Origin of the sequence: Micromonospora sp. WMMD1128 (assembly GCF_027497235.1) — a bacterium.
GTDB lineage: Bacteria > Actinomycetota > Actinomycetes > Mycobacteriales > Micromonosporaceae > Micromonospora.
Map to the genome: position 1 here is coordinate 6,176,597 of NZ_CP114902.1, position 19,700 is coordinate 6,196,296.

The 19,700-nt window shown below is 73.8% G+C and carries 23 protein-coding genes; 18 read left to right on the forward strand and 5 right to left on the reverse strand.

The window, feature by feature from the left end:
- Positions 1 to 12: 12 nt before the first annotated feature.
- On the reverse strand, positions 13 to 342 hold the full coding sequence (locus tag O7602_RS27935) for a CU044_2847 family protein (protein ID WP_281585583.1): 330 nt from the start codon (positions 340 to 342) through the stop codon (positions 13 to 15).
- Between the two features lie 375 nt (positions 343 to 717).
- On the opposite strand from O7602_RS27935, the gene O7602_RS27940 reads away from it, so the two are divergent.
- Together O7602_RS27940 and O7602_RS27945 are read left to right on the forward strand one after the other, a co-directional pair.
- On the forward strand, positions 718 to 1,377 hold the full coding sequence (locus O7602_RS27940; RefSeq protein ID WP_281585584.1) for a hypothetical protein: 660 nt from the start codon (positions 718 to 720) through the stop codon (positions 1,375 to 1,377).
- Entirely contained in the window at positions 1,374 to 4,628 is a 3,255-nt protein-coding gene (locus O7602_RS27945) for a DUF87 domain-containing protein (protein ID WP_281585585.1), read from the forward strand. The genes O7602_RS27940 and O7602_RS27945 overlap by 4 nt, the downstream gene beginning before the upstream one ends.
- A gap of 42 nt (positions 4,629 to 4,670) precedes the next feature.
- Here O7602_RS27945 and O7602_RS27950 read toward each other — a convergent pair whose 3' ends face one another.
- Entirely contained in the window at positions 4,671 to 5,156 is a 486-nt protein-coding gene (locus O7602_RS27950; protein ID WP_281585586.1) for a carboxymuconolactone decarboxylase family protein, read from the reverse strand.
- 167 nt (positions 5,157 to 5,323) lie between these two features.
- On the opposite strand from O7602_RS27950, the gene O7602_RS27955 reads away from it, so the two are divergent.
- Both O7602_RS27955 and O7602_RS27960 read left to right on the forward strand, forming a co-directional pair.
- Complete coding sequence (locus tag O7602_RS27955; RefSeq protein ID WP_281590572.1) at positions 5,324 to 6,226, forward strand: RNA polymerase sigma-70 factor; 903 nt, start codon at positions 5,324 to 5,326, stop codon at positions 6,224 to 6,226.
- Positions 6,223 to 6,504: a hypothetical protein gene (locus tag O7602_RS27960; RefSeq protein WP_281585587.1), complete on the forward strand. Its 282-nt coding sequence runs from the start codon at positions 6,223 to 6,225 to the stop codon at positions 6,502 to 6,504. The genes O7602_RS27955 and O7602_RS27960 overlap by 4 nt, the downstream gene beginning before the upstream one ends.
- 11 nt (positions 6,505 to 6,515) lie before the next feature.
- On the opposite strand, the gene O7602_RS27965 is transcribed toward O7602_RS27960, so the two are convergent.
- Entirely contained in the window at positions 6,516 to 7,292 is a 777-nt protein-coding gene (locus O7602_RS27965; protein WP_281585588.1) for an SAM-dependent methyltransferase, read from the reverse strand.
- 60 nt (positions 7,293 to 7,352) lie between these two features.
- On the opposite strand from O7602_RS27965, the gene O7602_RS27970 reads away from it, so the two are divergent.
- Complete coding sequence (locus O7602_RS27970) at positions 7,353 to 7,832, forward strand: hypothetical protein (RefSeq protein WP_281585589.1); 480 nt, start codon at positions 7,353 to 7,355, stop codon at positions 7,830 to 7,832.
- Positions 7,833 to 7,891: 59 nt separating this feature from the next.
- Here the strand turns inward: O7602_RS27970 and O7602_RS27975 are convergent, their stop codons facing one another.
- Positions 7,892 to 8,662: an A24 family peptidase gene (locus O7602_RS27975; RefSeq protein ID WP_281585590.1), complete on the reverse strand. Its 771-nt coding sequence runs from the start codon at positions 8,660 to 8,662 to the stop codon at positions 7,892 to 7,894.
- Positions 8,663 to 9,231: 569 nt separating this feature from the next.
- On the opposite strand from O7602_RS27975, the gene O7602_RS27980 reads away from it, so the two are divergent.
- From O7602_RS27980 to O7602_RS28035, 12 genes are all read left to right on the forward strand, one after another.
- Complete coding sequence (locus O7602_RS27980) at positions 9,232 to 9,798, forward strand: hypothetical protein (protein ID WP_281590574.1); 567 nt, start codon at positions 9,232 to 9,234, stop codon at positions 9,796 to 9,798.
- A gap of 65 nt (positions 9,799 to 9,863) precedes the next feature.
- A complete protein-coding gene (locus O7602_RS27985; RefSeq protein ID WP_281590576.1) occupies positions 9,864 to 10,739 on the forward strand; it encodes a hypothetical protein in 876 nt (291 codons plus the stop codon).
- Complete coding sequence (locus O7602_RS27990) at positions 10,736 to 11,398, forward strand: SAF domain-containing protein (RefSeq protein WP_281585591.1); 663 nt, start codon at positions 10,736 to 10,738, stop codon at positions 11,396 to 11,398. The genes O7602_RS27985 and O7602_RS27990 overlap by 4 nt, the downstream gene beginning before the upstream one ends.
- Positions 11,398 to 12,231, forward strand: coding sequence for a ParA family protein (locus O7602_RS27995; protein WP_281585592.1), 834 nt, complete (start codon positions 11,398 to 11,400; stop codon positions 12,229 to 12,231). Before O7602_RS27990 ends, O7602_RS27995 begins: the two co-directional genes overlap by 1 nt.
- A complete protein-coding gene (locus tag O7602_RS28000) occupies positions 12,221 to 13,765 on the forward strand; it encodes a CpaF/VirB11 family protein (RefSeq protein WP_281585593.1) in 1,545 nt (514 codons plus the stop codon). Before O7602_RS27995 ends, O7602_RS28000 begins: the two co-directional genes overlap by 11 nt.
- Complete coding sequence (locus tag O7602_RS28005) at positions 13,762 to 14,664, forward strand: type II secretion system F family protein (protein WP_281585594.1); 903 nt, start codon at positions 13,762 to 13,764, stop codon at positions 14,662 to 14,664. Before O7602_RS28000 ends, O7602_RS28005 begins: the two co-directional genes overlap by 4 nt.
- Before the next feature lie 40 nt (positions 14,665 to 14,704).
- Positions 14,705 to 15,565, forward strand: coding sequence for a type II secretion system F family protein (locus O7602_RS28010; RefSeq protein WP_281585595.1), 861 nt, complete (start codon positions 14,705 to 14,707; stop codon positions 15,563 to 15,565).
- A 27-nt stretch (positions 15,566 to 15,592) separates the two neighbouring features.
- Positions 15,593 to 15,808, forward strand: a complete 216-nt coding sequence (locus O7602_RS28015; RefSeq protein ID WP_281585596.1) for a hypothetical protein — start codon at positions 15,593 to 15,595, stop codon at positions 15,806 to 15,808.
- 74 nt (positions 15,809 to 15,882) lie between these two features.
- Entirely contained in the window at positions 15,883 to 16,290 is a 408-nt protein-coding gene (locus O7602_RS28020; RefSeq protein WP_281590578.1) for a TadE/TadG family type IV pilus assembly protein, read from the forward strand.
- Positions 16,278 to 16,757: a TadE/TadG family type IV pilus assembly protein gene (locus O7602_RS28025; protein WP_281590580.1), complete on the forward strand. Its 480-nt coding sequence runs from the start codon at positions 16,278 to 16,280 to the stop codon at positions 16,755 to 16,757. The genes O7602_RS28020 and O7602_RS28025 overlap by 13 nt, the downstream gene beginning before the upstream one ends.
- Positions 16,754 to 17,179 (forward strand): hypothetical protein, encoded by a 426-nt coding sequence (locus O7602_RS28030; RefSeq protein ID WP_281585597.1) that lies wholly within the window; start codon positions 16,754 to 16,756, stop codon positions 17,177 to 17,179. Before O7602_RS28025 ends, O7602_RS28030 begins: the two co-directional genes overlap by 4 nt.
- Positions 17,180 to 17,193: 14 nt before the next feature.
- Complete coding sequence (locus O7602_RS28035; RefSeq protein ID WP_281585598.1) at positions 17,194 to 18,246, forward strand: LysM domain-containing protein; 1,053 nt, start codon at positions 17,194 to 17,196, stop codon at positions 18,244 to 18,246.
- 15 nt (positions 18,247 to 18,261) lie between these two features.
- On the opposite strand, the gene O7602_RS28040 is transcribed toward O7602_RS28035, so the two are convergent.
- Complete coding sequence (locus O7602_RS28040; protein WP_281585599.1) at positions 18,262 to 19,113, reverse strand: Rieske 2Fe-2S domain-containing protein; 852 nt, start codon at positions 19,111 to 19,113, stop codon at positions 18,262 to 18,264.
- Between the two features lie 82 nt (positions 19,114 to 19,195).
- On the opposite strand from O7602_RS28040, the gene O7602_RS28045 reads away from it, so the two are divergent.
- Positions 19,196 to 19,657 carry a nitroreductase family deazaflavin-dependent oxidoreductase gene (locus O7602_RS28045; RefSeq protein WP_281585600.1) on the forward strand — a complete coding sequence of 154 codons (462 nt, stop codon included), beginning with the start codon at positions 19,196 to 19,198 and terminating at the stop codon, positions 19,655 to 19,657.
- Positions 19,658 to 19,700 lie beyond the last annotated feature (43 nt).

A 19,700-nucleotide genomic window follows, 5' to 3' on the forward strand; every position in this document is an offset into this window, starting at 1 on the left:
CCGACCCGTCCGTCAGCGCCGTGGGCCGGCACCGCGATCGGTGGGGCCGTCCGGCTGCCAGGCGAGCGTGACCTCGAAGTTCGCCTCTCCGGTCGCCTTCGCCACCACCCAGCTCGCCGTGCCGGTGGCCTTGATCCCGAAGCGCACCTCCACCGCGTCGGGAGAGACGGTCTTGACCTGTTCCAGCAGTTCCCGGGCGGCGGCCACGGCCGGTGCCGCGGACTCGCGCACCCAACCGGCGATGTCGCCGAGGCCGGCGGGCTGGAAGCCGGGCGTCGGCTCGACTTCGATCAGGGCAACCGTTTCGTCGTCGACCTGGTAGCGGACCACCTCAGACTGCACGGTCACCTCCGTGACGTATTTCTGGAGAACAGGCAGGAGGGTTCGCGGCGGAGCAGAACTCCGGGCCTCTCGCCGGTCTGCCATGCTGCCCGCTGTCCTTGTCACTTTGCAATGGTCGGATCGGCGAATCGCGCCGAAGCGGCCGAACAGGCGTTTCAGGCGGGCCATCCACGCAGGACCGTTGAAGATCCACTGCGTTGCCCTGTCGGCTTTCGTCAGCGAGATCGGTGACCTTGCGCGAGCCGGACGGCGTCGGCAGAATCGGCCCGTGCGCCGGGGCGATCCCCGTTGCTCACCTCGATCATGGCCACCCCTTCCGAGCCTTCGATCACACCGTCGACGCGGTGGGAGCTCGTGCCGCAGAGGAGCATCCGCATGCCGGAAAAGGAACTGACCCTCGTCGACCGGTGCATTCTTGTCACGCTGATGGTGAAGGCGGCACCTTTGCCGCAGACGTACTTCAAGAACGTCGCCGGAATCAGCCTGAAGCCGGAGCACCGCAGCCGACTTAAATCACTCGGTCTGATCGAGGTCACGGAGAAGCCGAGGATTGTTCTGGCGCTCACCGACAAGGGATGGGATCGCGCCACCGAGGAGTTGGGCGCGGAGCCGCCGAAGGGCGCCGGTACCGCCGGCGGCACGCTCTACGTCGCGCTCGACTTCCTGCGCCGGCTGATCGACCACTCCGGGACCCGCGCCGACGACCTGTTCCGGATGCAGATCAACCGGGACGAGGTCGTCGCGCCGCCGGTGGCGTCGCCGGCATCCGCGGCTGTCGACGCGGTGACGCTGATCCGGCAGGCGTACCACGAGCTGGCCGCCAAGCCCGGTGACTACGTCATGCTGGCCGACCTTCGCGAGGCCCTCACCGATCTGCCCCGCCACGAGTTCGACGTCGCGCTGGTGACGCTCAACCGGGAGCGCGGCGTGCACCTGGTGCCCGAATCCAACCAGAAGGTGCTCAAGCCGCAGGAGCGGGCGGCGGCGGTGACCATCGGCAACCAGGACAAGCATCTGGTCGCCATCTCGTCATGATCGGTGACGAGCAACGCCGGGCCCTGGCGGCGCTGAGGTTCAACTGGGCCCCGACCCCGGACGATGTCTGGAAGCCCACGCCGTTCCATGTGGCGGGTCTGCATCACGACGTCGTCACGACGGTGCTGGACAGCTTCGTGGAGGCCCAGGCCAGCACCGGCTCCAGTCCGGTCGGCGTGGCCATCCTCGGCCAACGCGGCACCGGCAAGACCCACCTCATCGGCACGGTCCGCCAGCAAGTGCAGGGACGTGGCGGCTTCTTCTTCCTGGTCGAGCTGCTCGAAGCCCGGACGTTCTGGCAACGCACCGCGATCTCGATGCTGGAGGGTCTGGTCCGGCCGATGCCGGACGAGACGACCCAGCTGCGGGCGTTCCTGCGTCGGCTGGCCGACGAGGTGGGTGCGCCCCGGACGGTACGGCGCGCGGTCGCCGGTGAGACCGAACTCAGCCGGTCGACGCTCGACGCGTTCGTCGACTTGATCCGCAAGAAGGACCGCCAGATCGGCACGGAGTGCCAGGACACCGCGCGGGCCCTGGTGCTCTACGCGGCCGAACAGTCCGCTTTGCAGGACATCGGCTACGACTTTCTGTCCTCGATGGACGAGGAGGAACCCGGCCAACGGGCCGGGTGGGGCCTGCGGCGCAATCGACGGGCGCCCCAGGAGGTGGTCCGGGACACCTCCCGGCTGCTCGCCGTCGTCGGCCCGACCGTGATCGCGGTGGACCAGATCGACCTGATGATCGCCCAATCCGTGAAGGCCACCAACCAGGAGGTCCGGGGCGAGGCGGACTGGCAGACCTCGCTCCTGCTCGAGCAGGTCGCCAGCGGTCTGATGGCGCTGCGTGAGACCACCCGGCGGACGCTGTCCGTCGTCTCGTGCCTGCCACAGACGTGGCGCAGCATCCAGCAGCAGGCGACGGACACCGTCCAGGACCGGTTCCGGGAGGCCGCCCCGCTCAAGGAGATCCCCTCCGTCGAGGTGGGCCGCGAACTGGTCGAGAAACGGTTCGCGGTGCTCTTCGAGGGCATCGGTTTCACCCCGCCCCACCCCACCTGGCCGGTACACCCGGACGCGTTCCGGGAGGTCGTCGGCTTCACCCCCCGTGAGCTGCTGCGGCGGATCGACACACACGTCCGGGCCTGCCTGGCCGACGGTGAGGCTCGGCAACTGCGGCACCTGCTGCACACGACAGATGACCGGCTCGTCGACGACATCGCGCCGACCCCGGTCACCGGGTCGCCGCAGGAGAGCCGGACGACCGGATTCAGCAAGATCGACGCCAGGTACGCGGAGCTGGTCGCCGCCGCCGACACCGCCTCCGCCGGGTCACCGAAGTCGGAGGACGTCCGCGTCCCCCGACTGCTCGAAGCCGGCCTGACCGCGTGGATCGCTGCGCAGGGTCCGGCCGTCGACGCGTTCAGCCTCGACCCGATCCCCGCCGGGACCAAGCCGGCGCTGCACGCCCGGCTGCGGCACAGCCTGAGCGAGGACAACGAGGACGAGGAGCACTGGTCGTTCCGGGCCATCTCCGCGCCACACCACATCGCCGCGCTCAACCGGATCCGCAACGCGATCACGGCCGCCGGGCTCACCGAGGGCGTCGCGAAGCGCAAACTCTTCCTGCTGCGCAGCGCAAACTGGTCGACCGGCGCCCGGACCCGAGAGGTGCTGGACGCCTTCGAGCGGGCCGGCGGGCGGACGCTCGCCCTGCCCGCGCCGGACGTCGCCCGGATGGCCGCGCTCGAACAGCTCATCCAGGACCACGGGCGGGAGACGTTGCGGCCCTGGTTCGCCGACCGCCGGCCGGCCTCCGACATCACCTGCCTGCGGGAGGCGTTGGGCGACTGGCCGGGCGGGACAGCAGCCGGCCGGGCCGAGGGGCGGCCGTCGGAGGCGCCGGACCGCGAGCCAGTCGGGACGCCGCCGCCGGTCACCACCGCGCCACGCTCCGCCGGCCCCGAACCGGCGCGGCCGGCGATCGCCCTCCTGCCGCCGATGGCCGGCATCGATCCGGAGCGGCTGGGCGTCGGCACGGTCGCCGGGCGGGCCGACCCGGTCGGCATCGACCTCGAAGCACTGCGCCGGCACACCGTCATCTTCGCCGGCTCCGGTTCCGGCAAGACCGTCCTGATCCGCCGCCTGGTGGAGGAGTGCGCCCTGCGCGGTGTGTCGGCCATCGTGCTCGACCCCAACAACGACCTGGCCCGGCTCGGCGAGGCCTGGCCTGCACCACCGCCGGGCTGGGGCCCCGACGACGCCCGCCAGGCCGCGGAATACCTGGCCGGCACCGACGTGGTCATTTGGACGCCGGGACGACAGGCCGGCCGACCGTTGACCTTCCAGCCGCTGCCGGTCTTCGCCGACGTGCTCGACGACCCGGACGGGTTCACCTCGGCGGTCAACGCCGCCGTCGCCACGCTCGCTCCCCACGCCCGGGTGGACGGCGGCACGGACAAAGCCCGGCTCGGTCGCGCCGTGCTGCGCGAGGCGCTGATCGGCTACGCCCGCAGCGGCGCGAACGACCTGCGTGAGTTCACCGACGTCCTCAACGACCTCCCGGACGGCGTCAGCCAGCTCGACAGCGCGCCCAAGCTGGCGGCCGGTATGGCACAGCTACTCAAGGCGGCCCTGATCAACGATCCACTCCTGGGTGGCGTCGGCACTCCGATCGACCCGGGTGAATTGCTCACGCCGCCACCTGGTCGGCGCGCCCGGGTCTCGGTGATCAACCTCGCCGGGCTGACCGAGGAACATCAGCGGCAGAGCTTTGTCAACCAGTTGCAGCTCGCCCTGTTCACCTGGATCAAGCGCCATCCGGCCGGGGATCGGCCACTCGGTGGGCTCTTCGTCATGGACGAGGCGCAGACGCTGGCCCCGTCCGGTGCGGTGACGGCCTGCACCCAGAGCACGCTGGCACTCACCTCGCAGGCCCGCAAGTACGGGCTGGGGCTGGTCTTCGCCACCCAGGCGCCGAAGGCGTTGCACAACCAGATCCCCGGCAACGCCGCCACGCAGTTCTTCGGCCTGCTCACGGTGCCCGTGCAGATCGAGGCGGCCCGCGACGTGGCCAGGGCGAAGGGCACCGATGTTCCCGACATCGGGAAGCTGCGGACCGGCCAGTTCTACGCCGCGGTGGAGGGCGCTCAGTTCGTCAAGATGCAGGCCCCCATGTGCTTGAGCCACCACCCTCGCAGCCCGCTCACGGTGGAGGAGATCGTCCGGCGAGCGGCCGTTCCGCCCACCGCCTGAGGCTGGCCCGGAAGCGGTCCCGGGCCAGCCCCACCGTTCAGCTCAGCGCAGCGCGTCGGCGAACATCCCCGCCTCGTACGAGCCGCCCTGCTGGTGCGCGATCACCCCGAACCGGTTCGCCGCGTTGATCAGCCCGACCAGGCAGATCAGCGTCGCGATCTGGTCGTCGTCGTAGTGCTTGCGCACCTGCGCCCACGTCTCGTCGGACACCCCCTGGTAGGCGTCGGCCAGCCGGGTGCCCTCCTCGGCGAACGCCAGCGCGGCCCGCTCCGCCTCGGTGAACACGGTCGACTCACGCCAGGCGGCGACCAGGTGCAGCCGGACCGCGCTCTCCCCGGCGGCGGACGCCTCCTTGGTGTGCATGTCGATGCACCAGCCGCAGCCGTTGATCTGGCTGGCCCGCAGCGACACCAGCTCCTGGGTCGAGTACGGCAGCGGCGACTGGTGCAGGACCGTGCTGGCGTTGGCGAACCTCTTCATGAACTTCGCGGAGATCGGGTTCTCGAACAGGTTGATCCGGGTCTCCATGGTGACGTCCCCTCCGGGTGGCGTGTCGTTCGGACGCACATGAGATGCCGGCGGCGGGCACACCGTGACACCGTGGCCCGGTGACGACCACCACAGCGGCGAGGTGTCACACCGCGCCGGCCGCCGGCGTCTGGTGGGAACGCAGCCGAGCGGACAGGGAGCACGCCATGGCGGACCGGGCCACCGAGGACTTCCTCACCCACCGGAACCTGCTCTTCACCGTCGCGTACGAGTTGCTCGGCTCGGCGGCCGACGCGGAGGACGTGCTCCAGGAGACCTGGTTGCGGTGGGCCGGCGTCGACCTCGACCAGGTTCGCGACCATCGCGCCTACCTGGTGCGGATCACCACCCGTCAGGCGTTGACCCGGCTGCGGACGCTGGGCCGGCGCAAGGAGTCGTACGTCGGGTCGTGGCTGCCCGAGCCGCTGCTCACCGCGCCCGACGTGGCCGACGACGTGGCACTCGCCGAGAGCGTCTCGATGGCCATGCTGCTGGTGCTGGAGACGCTCGCGCCGACCGAGCGGGCCGTGTTCGTGCTGCGTGAGGTGTTCGACGTCGGATACGACGAGATCGCCGACACGGTCGAGAAGAGCCCGGCCACGGTACGCCAGATCGCGCACCGGGCCCGCGCCCACGTGGCGGCGCGACGCCCCCGCCGTACCGTCTCCCCGGCCGAGACCCGGGACGCGCTCGACGCGTTCCGCCGGGCGGTCGAGACGGGTGACCTGCGGTCGCTGCTGGCCGTGCTCGCCGCGGACGTGGTGCTGGTGGGCGACGGCGGCGGGATCCGGCAGGCGATCCCGCGCCCGGTCACCGGCGCCGACAAGGTGGCCCGCCTGGTCACCGGCGGGTGGAGCCGAGTCGCCGCCGTGGCGTCGATGGAGCCGACGGAGGTCAACGGCTGTCCGGCGCTCGTCGTCCGGTTCGACGGCGAGCTGGACACGGTCATGGCGGTACGCCTCGACGACGACGGCCGGATCACCGGCCTCTACGCCGTGCGCAACCCGGAGAAGCTGTCCCACATGAGCCGGGAGACGACGCTGAGCCGGCATGCGACGATGCCCGGATGAGCCCCGACGTCAACGCACTCGCCATCAACGTGGCCATCCCGGAGGCGTTGCGCTGGACCGACACCCGGCGCGGCGAGGAGTTCACCCTGACCACGCTCAACGTCCGGCTGCTGCCCGACGGGCACCTCGCCGCCAAGGCGTACGGCCGGCCCACGGCGGGTGGCCGCGGCGCGTACGTGTCGTTCCGGGTACCGGACCGACCGGAGCTGGCGGCGTTGGTGGCGACCGCGGCCGACCGGGCCGGCGCGCTCTGGGCCGCCCACCGCGGCCTGGGGTGAGCGACGGGAGGTCACCGGCGCACACCCACCCCGCCGTAGCCGTGCGACACCGCCGCCCGCGGCTCGCCGTCCGGCCGCCAGTCGGCCAGCCGGACCAGACCGGGCTCCACCAGGTCGTACCCGTGGAGGAAGCGGGCCACGTCGGCGTGGGTGCGGGGTACGAGCGGCGCGCTGCTGCGCCGGTAGATCTCGGTGCCCGCCCGCGCGGGCATCGGCGGCGCGCCGTCCAGCGTCAGGTGCGAGAGCGCGAGCAGGCTGCCCGGGGCGGTGGCGTCGCGCAACCGGGCCACGGCCGCCCACGGGTCGTCCGAGTCGGGCACGAAGTGCAGCACCGCGACCAGGAGCAGCGCCACCGGCTCGGTCAGGTCGAGCGTGGCCCGCACCGCCGGGTCGGCCAGTAGCTCGTCGGGCCGCCGCAGGTCACCCCGGACCACGACGGTGCGACCGCCGTCGGTGGGCAGCAGCCGCCGGGCGTACGCGACGGCCACCTCGTCGTGGTCGACGTAGACCACCCGGGCGTCGGGGTGCACGGCGCGGACCACCTCGTGCACGTTGCCCTGGGTGGGCAGGCCGGCCCCGACGTCGAGGAACTGGCGTACGCCCTGCCCGGCCGCCCAGCGCACGGCCCGGCGCAGGAAGGCACGGTTGGTCTGGGCCGCCACCCCGGTGTCCGGGAAGATCTTCAGGATCTCCTCGGCGGCGGCCCGGTCGGCGGCGAAGTTGTGGCAGCCGCCCAGGTAGTAGTCATACATCCGGGCCACGTTGGGTCGCGTTTCAGCCTCCGTCACGCCCTGATGTGTAGCACTCTGGGCGACACACCGCTGACCCGCCGTTGCGAGGAGGTACCGATGACCGATGGACGGCAGACCGTGGAGGTCGACCCGACCCTGTTCCGCGCCGTCTACGACTCGCCCGCCTCGCTGCCGGGGCGGCACCGGTGGACCACCCCGGAGGCGGACGTACGCCGGCTGGAACGGCTGTTGGAGATCCCGGCGCACAGCATCGGCGCGCCGCTGTGGGTGAGCGGCGACGAGCCGGACTGCCCCAAGTGCGGGCGCCGGGTGACCTGGTACGACATCGTCTCGTCGGCGTTGCACGGGGTGCACGACAAAACGATGATCGCCCGGGTGGTGCTCGGCGAGCGCAAGTACGTGAACACCGAGGTGCCGGACGGGGTGCCGGGCGTCCACTGTGCCGACTGCCGGACCCCGATCACCGGCCTGCGCAGCTTCAAGTGCCACAACTGGGCGTACGCGTTCGAGGCGCTGGAGAAGATCGTCGAGCAGATGTCGGGCGTGCCGGCGGCCCGGCCGCCGGCCGCCTCCTGACCGGCGCGCGTTAAGCGGGGCCCCCGCCTATACCGGATGCGTTAAGCGGGGGCCCCGCCTTACACCAGCAGGAGGGTGGCGGCGGTGGCGAGGATGAGGAACGGCCCGAAGGGGAGGTGGCTGGACCAGCGGAGTCGCCGGGTGGCGAGCAGTGCCAGCGCGGCCAGCGCGGCGAGGGTGAACGCGAGCACCAGCCCGGTCACCAGCACCGGCCAGCCGTGCCAGCCGAGCAGCGCGCCGACCCCCAGGGCCAGTTTGGCGTCGCCGAGGCCGAACCCCCGGCTGCCGAAGAGCACTGTGGTCGCCGCGAAGCCGGCGCCGAGCGCCAGCCCGGCCGCGGTGGCCCGCAGCCACGGCGAGGGGCCGGGCCCGGTCAGCGCGGCGGCCCCGAGCAGCGCCCAGGTGCCGGCCGCGGCGGGCCAGGTCAGCCGGTCGGGCAGCCGGTGTGCCGCGGCGTCCACGAGGGCCATCGGCACCGCCCAGGCGAGCCACCAGGCGAGCGCCAGCCGCGCGCCGAGCGGGCCGCCGGCCAGCGCCAGCACGGCCACCGCGACGAGCAGCGCCACCTCCGCCACGGCGGGCGGCGCGCCGATCCGGGCGCGGCAGGCCGGGCAGCGGGCCGCCGGCCCGAGCGCCGGCAGTGGCCGGTCCAGCCCGATCGGCGCGCCGCAGGCGTCGCACCCCGTCCGGTCGGGACGATCCGGCGGTACGGCGTAGCGGGCCACCGCCAGCCGGACGGGCGGCCCGACCGCGAGGGTGGCCAGCAGCCGCACGACCGGGTGGCGGCCGGTGGCCGGCGGGGCGGGAGGGTGGATCCGTTCGGCGGTCACGCCGGCTCCCCCGTTCGGACGCCTGCGCTTGCATCCTGCAACACGCAGCGTGACCGGGCACTGATCGCCGTGTTGCGGATGGCGCGGAAAGGGGCGTTCCGGCGGCCGGTTCGGGCGGGACGGGTCGGGTGCGCCCGGCCGGTGGAACGGATCGGACGACCCGGATGGACCCCACCCATACCGGTGGGCTCGGACCGGGCCGCCGGGTGCGGGCGGAGGGGTACGGGCGGGCACACGCCTGCGCTCGGCCGGGCCGATGGCGGCCTACTCGTCACCGTCCGGACATCCACCGGCCGCCACCACCCGTCTTCACTCACCGTGTTCACGTGAATTGCCTCTGTTGCATCGGCGCACGTCAGCCTATGCTCGCCCCTTGGGTACGACGCAACCCCCGATCAATTGGCGTCGGAGGCCGACCGGAGACATCAGTTCCACATTCCCGACAGATCAGCACAGGCAAATGCAAGCGGTGGCGGCCGAGGCCCGGCCGGGCAGATCCGGGCGCGCTTCCGCATGCCCGGAGCGTGTCGACACGACCGTGCCGGGCCGGCACCGAGGAGGGCTCGGCGTTGCGCACATGGCAATCCCGTCGATGGGAAAGCTGCCTGCTCAGCCTGGCGCTGCTGACCGGCGCGGCCGGGTGCGGCACCGAGCCCGAGGTGGCCGCCCGCCCGCTGACCGGCGACGCCCCCGCACCGGCCGTCCATTCCGCCGCCGAGGAGAAGGCGGCCGAAAAATCGGCACTCGCCGCCTATTCCGGCTATCTCGCCGCGTCCCGGGCGGCAAGCGCACGCAGCGATCCCGGCCACCCCGCACTGGCACGCTTTCTGGCCGACCCGCTGCTGACCCAGGTTCGGTTGGCAATTCGTGACGCGAAGGAGCACGGCGCGATGCGTACCGGAAAACTGGTTTCCGACCCCACCGTCGTCTCGGTCGACCTGACCGCCCCGCTGCCCACCGTCGAGATCCAGGACTGCCTGGACTCGACCGGCTACCGGCTCGTCTACGCCAAGGACCGCAAGACGGTGCCCGGCACCCGCGGCGGGCGCTACCTGGCCACCGCCACCGCGGCCCGCTATCCGGACGGCCGCTGGCTGGTCAAGACCGGTGCCGCGCACCGGGACCAGCCGTGCTGACCTGGGGAGGCGAGGGCGTCCCGGCCCGCCGGGCCGGGACGCCCCGCCGGTGGTTCACCGCCGGCCTGGTCGCGCTGCTCACGCTTGCCGGCGCGCCCGCGCGGGCCGCCGACCCGGGCGGCTCCTGCACACCCGACCAGGTTGACTGCGACGTCTGGGACGACGACCCGCCGGTGCCGGGTGGCGGCGGGAACGACGGCGGAGGCGGCGGGAACGAGGGCGGAGGCGGCGGCAACGACGGCGGCACCGCCAAGTGCCAGTGGGAGAGCCAGGTCGTCAAGTGCTACGACGACATCCTCGGCTGGTTCAACAACGCCGACGGCTGCTACTACAAGCTTGCCTCTCCGCAGGATCCCGCTCCCGAGGGCCAGCAGTGGTATACGGCCAGTTGCAACGGCGGCCTCGGCAACCAGGTGAACGTCCTGCTCGCCGCCCCGCCGCCCGGCTTCGGCACGCCACCCGACCCGGAGGAGCTGGCCCGCCGCGCCCTGGCCTCGATCTCGCTGCTGCCCCCGCGGACGGCTGTCGCGCCCCGGCGCAGCAAGGGGCCCGGGCTGGTCGGCCTGCCGGTGTGGATGTGGGCCAGCCCCGGCAACTCCTACTTCGGGCCGCTGCACGCCTCGGCCTCGGAGCGGGGACTGACCGTGGAGATCACCGCGACGGTGAACCGGATCGTCTGGCACATGGCCGACGGCCTCGACGTCGAGTGCGACGGGCCGGGCACCCCCTACAAGGCGGACGGGCCACGGGCCGGGTCCGCCTCACCCGACTGCGGCCTGCCCAACGGCTACCCGAAGGCGGACACCTACCGGGTCTACGCCACCGCCTACTGGACGGTCGAGTGGTCGTCGAGTGGCGGCGAGAGCGGTGAGATCGCCCAGACCCGGACCAGCGGTGTGATCCCGGTGCAGATCAACGAACTTCAGGTGGTGACCCGATGAGCATGGTGGCGTCCCGGAACGGGACCCCGGTGGAGGCGCCGGTGGCGCCGCCCAAGGTGGTCCGGCAGCGACGGATCCGACCCGGCCTGCTCGGCCTGGCGATCCTGCTGATCGCGCTCGGCGGGCTGGGCGCCGCGTTCGCGGTCACCTCGGTGCGGTCCACCGGCACCTACCTGGCGGTGGCCCGCCCGGTCGAGGTGGGGCAGCAGATCACCGCCGACGACCTGGTGCCGGTCCAGCTCTCCGGCGGGCGCGAGCTGCGGCCGGTGCCCGCCGACCGGATGAAGGACCTGCTCGGCCTGCGGGCCGCCGTCCGGCTCACCCCCGGCACCCTGCTCACCACGACCCAGCTCACCGAAGCCCCCCTGCTCGGCCCCGGCCAGCAGCAGATCGCGCTGGGGTTGGCGTCCGACCAGGTGCCCGCCCGCAAACTGCACCCCGGTGACAAGGTGCTGCTGGTCAGCACGCCGGACACCGGCACCAGCGGCGCCGAGGCGACCCGCGGCGGCACCCGGTTCGAGGCCACCGTGATCGACACCGCCGTGCCGGAGAGCAGCGACGTGGTGGTCTACCTGGCGCTGGCCGTCCGGGACGTGCCGGCGGTGGTGGTGCTGGCCGCGGACGACCGGGTCGCACTCGTGCTGGTCGAGGCGGCCTGATGGCGATCATCGCCCTGGTGTCGGCGAAGGGCTCGCCGGGCGTCACCACCACCGCGCTGGCCGCGGCGCTGAGCTGGCACCGCCGGCTCGTGCTGGCCGAGTGCGACCCGGCGGGCGGCTCGATCCTCGCCGGCTACCTGGGCGGCACGCTCGACGGCCCGCGCGGCATCGGCGAACTTGCCGTCGGTGAGCTGCGCGACGGCAGCCTGGAGACCGCGTTCTGGTCGCAACTCGTCGACCTGGACGCGCCGCGCCGCGAACGGCTGCTCCTGCCCGGCGTGGTCGACCCGGCGCAGGCCGGCAGCGTGGTGCCGCTCTGGCAACGCTTCGCCGACTACTTCACCGGGCTGGACCGGGGCGTACCCCCGTACGACGTGCTCGTCGACTGTGGCCGGTTGGCGGTCGACGGTCCACCGTGGCCGCTGCTGCGGGCCGCCGCGGTGGTGCTGCTCGCCACCCGCGCGCACCTGCCCGACCTCTCCGCCACCCGGTCCACCGTCCGGGCGATCGAACGGGACCTCACCGAACACCGCGTCCCGCCCGGCAACCTGCGGCTGCTGGTGGTCGGCGACGGGCACGGCACCAGTGAGATCAGCAAGGCGCTGCGGCTGCCGGTGATCGCCCGGCTGCCACACGACCCGCGTACCGCCGAGGTGCTCGCGCACGGCGGCACCGTACGCGCCGGTCGGCCGCTCATGCGCGCGGCCGGCGCGCTCGAGGTGCCGGTCCGGGCGCTGCTGGACCGCCGTCGGGCCCGGCTGGCCTGGCCCGGTGCGACGTCCGCCCACGCGGTGAGCGCGCCGCTCGCGCCGGAGGTGCCAGGTGCGGTTTGAGCCGGTCTCGCACGACCCGCGCGGGCAGCAACCCGGGGTCGTCTCCACGGTCCCGCCGCTGGCCCCGCCGAACGGGCGGCACCACGTCGCCGGCCCGGCTTTGCCCGCCGCGCCACCCGCGCCACCGCCCCGCCCCCGGGTCGACTTCGCCGTGGTCCGCGAGCTGCGCCGGGAGTTGAGCGAGCGGCTCACCCACTGGCAGCGCGGGCGGGAGTTCGACGCCGACGCCGAGGAGACCGAGCGGGCCCGGCTGGCCGTCGCGGTGGTCTCCGCGTACGCCGACTCGGTGCGCCGGGCCGGCACGCCGATGCCCGCCGACGCGGAGCGGCTGCTGCTCGACCAGGTGACCGCCGAGCTGGTCGGGCTCGGTCGACTCCAGACGCTGCTCGTCGACGAGACCATCGAGGAGGTGCACATCCTCGGCTGCGACCAGGTGCGCATCACCCGGCACGGCGGCGGCGTCGACTGGGCCGAGCCGATCGCCGACAGCGACGACGAGTTGGTGGAGATCCTCCAGGCCGCGGCCCGCCGGGCCGGCGCGACCGAACGGTCGCTCTCCACCTCCAAGCCCACGCTCGACCTGCAACTGCCCGACGGCAGCCGGCTCGCCGCGGTCTTCCTGGTCAGCCACCGTCCCTACGCGGTGATCCGCAAGCACAACACGCTCGACGTGAGCCTGGAGGACATCGCCGGCGCGCGGCCCGACCTGGACGAGATGATCGACCCGCTGCTGCGCGACTTCCTCCGCGCGTCCATGCGGGCCGGGCTGAACATCATGGTCGCCGGGCTGGCCGGAGCCGGGAAGACCACCGTCATCCGGGCGCTGATGGACGACATCCCGGCCGACGAGCCGTACGTGCTGCTGGAGGAGAGCCGGGAACTGCTGCCGGCCCGGCGCGGGCACAAGCACCGGGCGGTGATGAGCTTCGAGTCCCGGGAGGGGCACGGTGAGCGCGGCGCGGACGGGCGACCCGCGGGTGAGGTGAGCATCGCCGACCTGATCCCGGTGTCGCTGCGGATGGGCGTGCTGCGGATCATCGTCGGCGAGGTGCGGTCCCGGGAGATCGTGCCGATGCTCCAGGCGATGACCACAAGCCGCGGGTCGATGTGCACCATCCACGCCCGTACCCCGGCCGGGGTGAGCGAACGGATCATCGAGCTGGCGCTGTCCCACGGCCGGGAGATGACAGTCGACCAGGCCCGCCGGATGGCGGGCAACGCGCTCGACCTCATCGTCTACGTCACGGTCGAGGACGAGACCGCGATCGGCGGTCGCAAGCACCGCTTCGTCTCGCACGTCGAGGAGGTCATCGGCGTCGGCGAGGGCAACCGGATCACCACCACCACCGTCTTCGGCCCGGGGGCGGACGGCCGGGCGGTCCCCCGCCACCTGCCCGAACGGATCCGCGACCAACTGCTGCGCGTCGGCTACGACGCCCGGCTGCTCACCCGGTTCGTCGAGGCCGGCGTCGGCGCCTGGCGGCGGCCCCGCCACACCCGCCTCGGGCGGCGGCCGGGCGGGGGGCCGGCGTGACGCAGATCGAGCTGATCGCGCTGGTGTCCGGCGCCGCCTGTGTGGCCGGGCTGGTGCTCGCCGTGGTCGCGCTTGTCGGCACCCGCCGGCCGCCCAGGTCGACGCCGGGTGAGGCCGGGCCGGGCCTGAGCCGACTCTGGACCGGCTCCGGGGCCAGCCGCGCCGAGCGGCGACGCCACCAGCTCCTGCTCGGCGGGGCCGTCGCCGCCGGGGCACTGGCATTCCTGATCACCGGCTTGCCGGTGGTGGGCCTGCTGGTGGCGCTCGCGGTGCCCGGGGTGCCGTGGCTGTTCGCCGTCGGCCGGGCCGAGCAGCGGGCCATCGCCCGGGTCGAGGCGGTCGGCGAGTGGACCCGGCGACTCAAGGACGTCTCCGCCACCGGGCAGGGACTCCAACAGGCCATCGTCGGCACCATCACCACCGCGCCGGAGGAGATCCAGGAGGAGGTACGCACGCTCGCCGCCCGCCTCCAGGCCGGCTGGCTGGCGAAGTCCGCGCTGCTCGCGTTCGCCGACGAGATCGCCGACCCGGTCGCCGACCAGGTGGTGGCCGCGCTGATCCTGCACCTGACCGACCGGGGCGAGCGCCTCGGTGACGTGCTCGGCTCGATCGCCGGCGCGGCCTCCGCCGAGGTGGCCACCCGGCGCGAGGTCGAGGCCAAGCGGACCCAACCCCGGTTCGCGGTCCGCTTCCTCACCGGGATGACCCTGGCGACGCTCGCGTACGGGCTGGTGAACAACGACTACATCCGTCCCTACGGGACCTTGACCGGGCAGCTCGTGATGGCGGTGCTCGGCGCGGCCTTCATCGGGCTGCTGGTCTGGGTGCGGTCGATGAGCCAGCCGCCGCGCCCGGCGCGTTTCCTGCCGGCCCCGGACCCGGAAGAGGCGATCGCGTGAGCGCGAGGAGTGAGCTGGTCGCGAACGAAGGGCCGGTCCGATGACCAACTGGCATCTCGTGGTGGCGGTGCTGGGCGGATGCGCGGTCGGGCTCGGTCTGTTCCTCGTGGTCCGCGAGGCGTTGCCGGCCACGCCGGCGCTCGGCCCGGCGCTGCGCCGGCTGCACCAGCCGCCCGGCCAGGCACCGGTGGCCGGTGCCGGGCCGGACTGGCTCGGCGGCTTCGCCCGCTGGCTGCGCCCGCCGACCCGGCAGCTCGCCCTGCTCGACCGGACCCCCGAGCAGTACGCCCTGTCGGTGCTGCTCTCCGCGCTCGTCGGGTTCGCCACCCCGGCGGTCGCCTCGGCCGTGCTCTTCCTGGGCGGGGTGTCCGTGCCGGTGGTCGTACCGCTGCTGGCCAGCCTCGGGATGGCGCTGCTCGCCGGTCTCGTCGCGCACCGCTCGGTGCTGACCAAGGCGGACGCCGCCCGGGACGAGTTCCGGCAGGCCGTCTGCACCTACCTCGACCTGGTGGCGTTGCAGCTCTCCGCCGCGCACGGCCCGGTGCAGTCGCTGGAACGCGCGGCGACGGTCTGCGACGGCTGGGTCTTCGACCGGATCCGGGAGGCGCTGCGGCTCGCCCAGCTCCAGATGCACTCGCCGTGGGACGAGTTGCAGGAGCTGGCCGACCGGATCGGCATCCCGGAGCTGGGCGACGTGGGCGCCATCATGCGGTCCTCCGGCAGTGAGGGCGCCCAGGTGCACGAGACGTTGCGCGCCCGCGCCGACTCGCTGCGCGACCAGATCCGCACCGACAACCTGACCCGCGCCGAGGGGGTGACCAGCAAGTTGGACATTCCCGGCTCGCTGCTGGTCTTCGTCCTGCTCGGCTTCGCCGTCTATCCGTTCCTCGCCCGCCTGTGACACCCACCCCCGATAAGGAGTACGGCCATGCAACTCCTCAGCACCTACGTCTACGCGGCGGTCCGGAGCCGCGTCGCCGAGCTGCGACACCGCGCCGAGCGCGGCGACAGCCCGGTGCCGACCGCTGTCATCATCTTCGGCCTGGTCGCGGTGGCGGTCATCGTCACCGGAATCGCCCTGACCAAGGCGCGGGACTGGATGACCAACATTCCCGACCACAAGGACCCGGTGGAGACCAAGTGACGTCCCGCCCCGCCCGTACGGTCCGGAACCGGCCGGCTCGCGCCGGCCGGTCCGGTCCGCGCGGCCCGGGGCGGATCGTCGCCGCCCTGCGCGCCCGCCTCGTTGCGGACGGGCGCGAGCGGGGCGCCAACCCGGTCGAGCTGGCCGTGATGATGCCGGCGATCCTGGTGCTGCTCTTCGGCTCGATCCAGGTCGCCGTCTGGTTCGTCGCCCGGTCCACCGCGCTCAACGCGGCCCAGACCGGGGTGAACGCGCAACGCTCGTACGACGCCGCGCCGGACGCCGGGCGGGCGCGGGCCACCGACTTCCTGCGCCGCTCCGGTGACTGGCTCGTCGGCTGGGACAAGACCGGCCCGACCTGCGTGGAGACCGCCACCGACGTCACCTGCACGGTGCGCGGACGGTCCCTGTCGGTCGTTCCCGGCGTCGACTTCGAGGTCGTGCAGACCGCGCACGGCCCCGCCGAACGCTGGACGGGGTGACGCCGGTGCCCCGGGACCGAGGTTCCGTCTCGATCGAGGTGGCGGTCCTCGCCCCCGCCTTCATCGGGCTGATGGTGCTGGCCGGCGTGGTCGGCCGGACCGCCGTCGCCGACGAGGCGGTGGAGTCCGCCGCGCACGACGCCGCCCGGGCCGCCTCGCTCGCCCGGACCGCCGCCGACGGCCGGAAGGCGGCCGAGAAGGCGGCCCGTGACCAGCTCAACTGGTCCGGGCTGCGCTGCGCCGCGCCACCGACGCTGGGCCTGACCGGGTCGGTGGCCGGCAAGCCAGCCAGCTTCAACCGGGCGTACCGCAGCGCCGCCGGCGTGCCGGCGACCGTCACGGTGACGGTGACCTGCACGGTCTCCTTCGAGGACATGCGCGCGCCCGGGCTGCCCGGGGTGCCGGGCGGCAAGACCGTCTCGGCGCGCTTCACCTCGCCGCTCGACACCTACCGGAGCCGGGGATGACGCGGCGCGGCGCGGAGAGCGGCCGGGTGAGCCTCTTCCTGGCGGTGGCGATGACGGGCGTGCTGGCGATCGTCAGCCTCGCCTACGACGGCGCCGGGCAACTACGCACGCTGCAACGCGCCGACAACCTGGCCGCCGAGGCGGCCCGCAGCGGCGGCCAGATGATCGACCGCGCGAGCGCCATCGACGGCGGCCCGAAGCGGATCGACCAGGTCGCCGCCCGGAAGGCCGTCGCCGACTACCTGGTCGTCGCCGGCGGCGTCGCCGACCACGAGGTCGACTTCCCCGTGGTCGGCGTCGAGACCCAGATCCGGGTACGCGTCCGGATCACCTACCGCCGGGACCTGCTCGGTCTCTTCGGCGTGCAGAAGACCGCCACCGTCACCGGTGAGGCCACCGCTCGGGGGCTCACCGGACCGTAGGAAGGAAGGTCGCCATGGGTGCACCGGGACGCTCCGCCGTCCGCCGCGCCGGGCAGGTCCTCACCGGGCTCGGCGCGCTCGTCGTGCTCGTCGGGGTGCTGGCCGGCGGGCCGATCGCGCTGCTGGCCTTCGCCGGCAACCCGCTCCCCGACCACCTGCCCACGCTGGCCGAGGTGGGCACGGCCTTGACCAGCCGCGACGACGGGCAGCTCTTCCTGCGGGCGCTCGCCGTGGTGGGCTGGTTCGGGTGGGCCACGTTCGCGTTCTCCGTGGTGGTGGAGCTGCTGGCGTCGGCGGTGCGCCGGCCCGCGCCGAAGCTGCCCGGGATGCGCCGCCAGCAGCGGGCCGCCGCCGCGCTCGTCGGTTCGGTGGCGCTGATCCTGGCGGCCAGCCCGGCCGCGGCGAGCGCCGCCGCGCTCACCGCCCCGCAGCCGGTGGTCGCCGCCCCCGCCGTCAGCACGGCGTACGCGGCCCCGCACGTCGCCACGCCGGCCCGGGCCGCGCCGGACGCCACCGGCCCGGCCGTGTACCGGGTGGCGAAGGGGGACTACCTGGGTGAGGTGGCCGACCGTTACCTGGACGACTTCGACCGCTACCGGGAGCTGGCCCGGATGAACCGGCTCGCCGACCCGGACCGGATCCGCCCCGGCCAGCTCATCGAGCTGCCCGGCGGCGCGGTGGACGACGGTGCCCGGCGGCACGCCGCCGGCCGGCTGGTGGTGCGGCCGGCCCGGCCCGCACCGGCGAAGCCGGCGGAGGGGGGTGCGTCCGCGACCGCGCCGAAGCCCACCGAGGGCGGCGCGTCCGCGACCGAGCCGCAGCCCGCGCCGGACACGTCCGCGCAGGACACCACGCCCACCGTGGAAGCGCCGGAGGGGCAGCCGCCGGCCATGGCGGCGGGCGCGTCCCGGGCCACGGCCGAGGAGGGCATCAACCGTCCGCTCGCCATCTCGGCGGTGCTGGCGGTGGCAAGCATCGTGGGGGCGCAGATCGGCGCCGTCCTCGGGCTGCGTCGCCGACCGGCGGCGGCGCGTGCGCTCGGCAACGGGCGGCACCGCCGGGACTGACCCGGCGCCGGCCGCTCAGGGCAGGCGGGCCTCGACCCGGCCGGACACCACGCGGGTGGGGAGCACGGCCTGGTCGTTGGCGGCCGGGCCGCGCGCCACCTGGCCGTTGTCCAGCCGGAACGCGCTGCCGTGCCACGGGCAGACCACACAGGCGTGGCCGTCGATCTGCTGCACCTCACCCGCGCCGAGCGGGCCGCTCTGGTGCGGGCAGCGTTCGAGCATCACCGTGACGTCGTCGCCGTGCCGGTAGAGGAGCACCGAGACGTCGTCGATCGTCCGGGTGACCGGTTCGCGTTGCGGCAGGTCGCTCAGGTCGCCCACCGAGTGCCAGCCGTCGCCGATCAGGTGCAGCTCGGAGATGCTCTGACTGACCTGGGCCCCCTGCTTGTACGCGAGGTGCCCACCCAGGTACGCGCCGCCGCTCGCCGCGGACAGCCCCAGGTAGGCGAGGGCCCGGCCGAGCCCGTGCCGCCCGTTGAGCCGGGCCGCGAGCGAGCCGGCGTAGAGCGTCAGGCCGACGATGTTGGCCCCGGCGTGCACCAGCCCGACCCGGCGCTGGTCACGGGAGAGCGCCGCCCAGTCGTTCCAGCCGGCGACCGCGGCCGGGAGCGCGCTCACCGTGCCGAGCCCGACCAGGGCGGTGGCGGCCCGGCGCTGGCCGGGAAGCAGGTCCACCACGGCGGCGGAGATCCACGCGCCGACCGGCACCTGCACCATCGCGGGGTGCAGCGGATGACCCAACCAGACGCCGTGCAGCGCGTCGCGGACCCGGTGCGAGCGCAGCGTGCCCTGGACGGCGCGCTGCAACCGGTCGCCCACCCGGTCGAGACCGGATGCCTGTTCGAGCTTCGTCAGTAGTTCGCGCACCTGGTCCGACTTCCCGGCCGGACCGGCCCCAAACCGGACGCCGGGGAAAAAGGTGCCCATCGAGCGGCGTACGGTCGACGGCATGGCCCGCCGTCGCATCCCCCGTTGGCTCGCCCGCGCGCCGATCCCGCTCTACCGGCACGGTCTCGGTCGGTTCCTCGGCCGCCGGCTGATGATGCTGGAGCACCGGGGCCGCCGGTCCGGCCTGCCCCGGTACGTGGTGCTGGAGGTGGTCGACCGGGAGCCGGGCGCGCTCTTCCTGGCCTCCGGCTACGGCCCGGGCTCGCAGTGGTTCCGCAACGTGCGAGCGGATCCGGCGGTACGGGTGTGGACCGGCCCGGACCGGGGCGTCCCGGCGCGGGCGACCGTGTTGGCCGCGGAGGAGGTCCGGCAACGGCTGGCGCGTTACCGGCAGCGGCACCGGCGGGCCGCCGCGGCGTTGGGCCGTACCCTCGGCATCCCCGAGCTGACCGGCGACGGCCCGCTGCCGGCCGACGTGGACACCCGCCTCCCCCTGGTCCGCCTCGACCTCGCGGAACGCTGACCCGTCGCGATTCGAACCCTCGCCGACATGCCAGCGGATATAC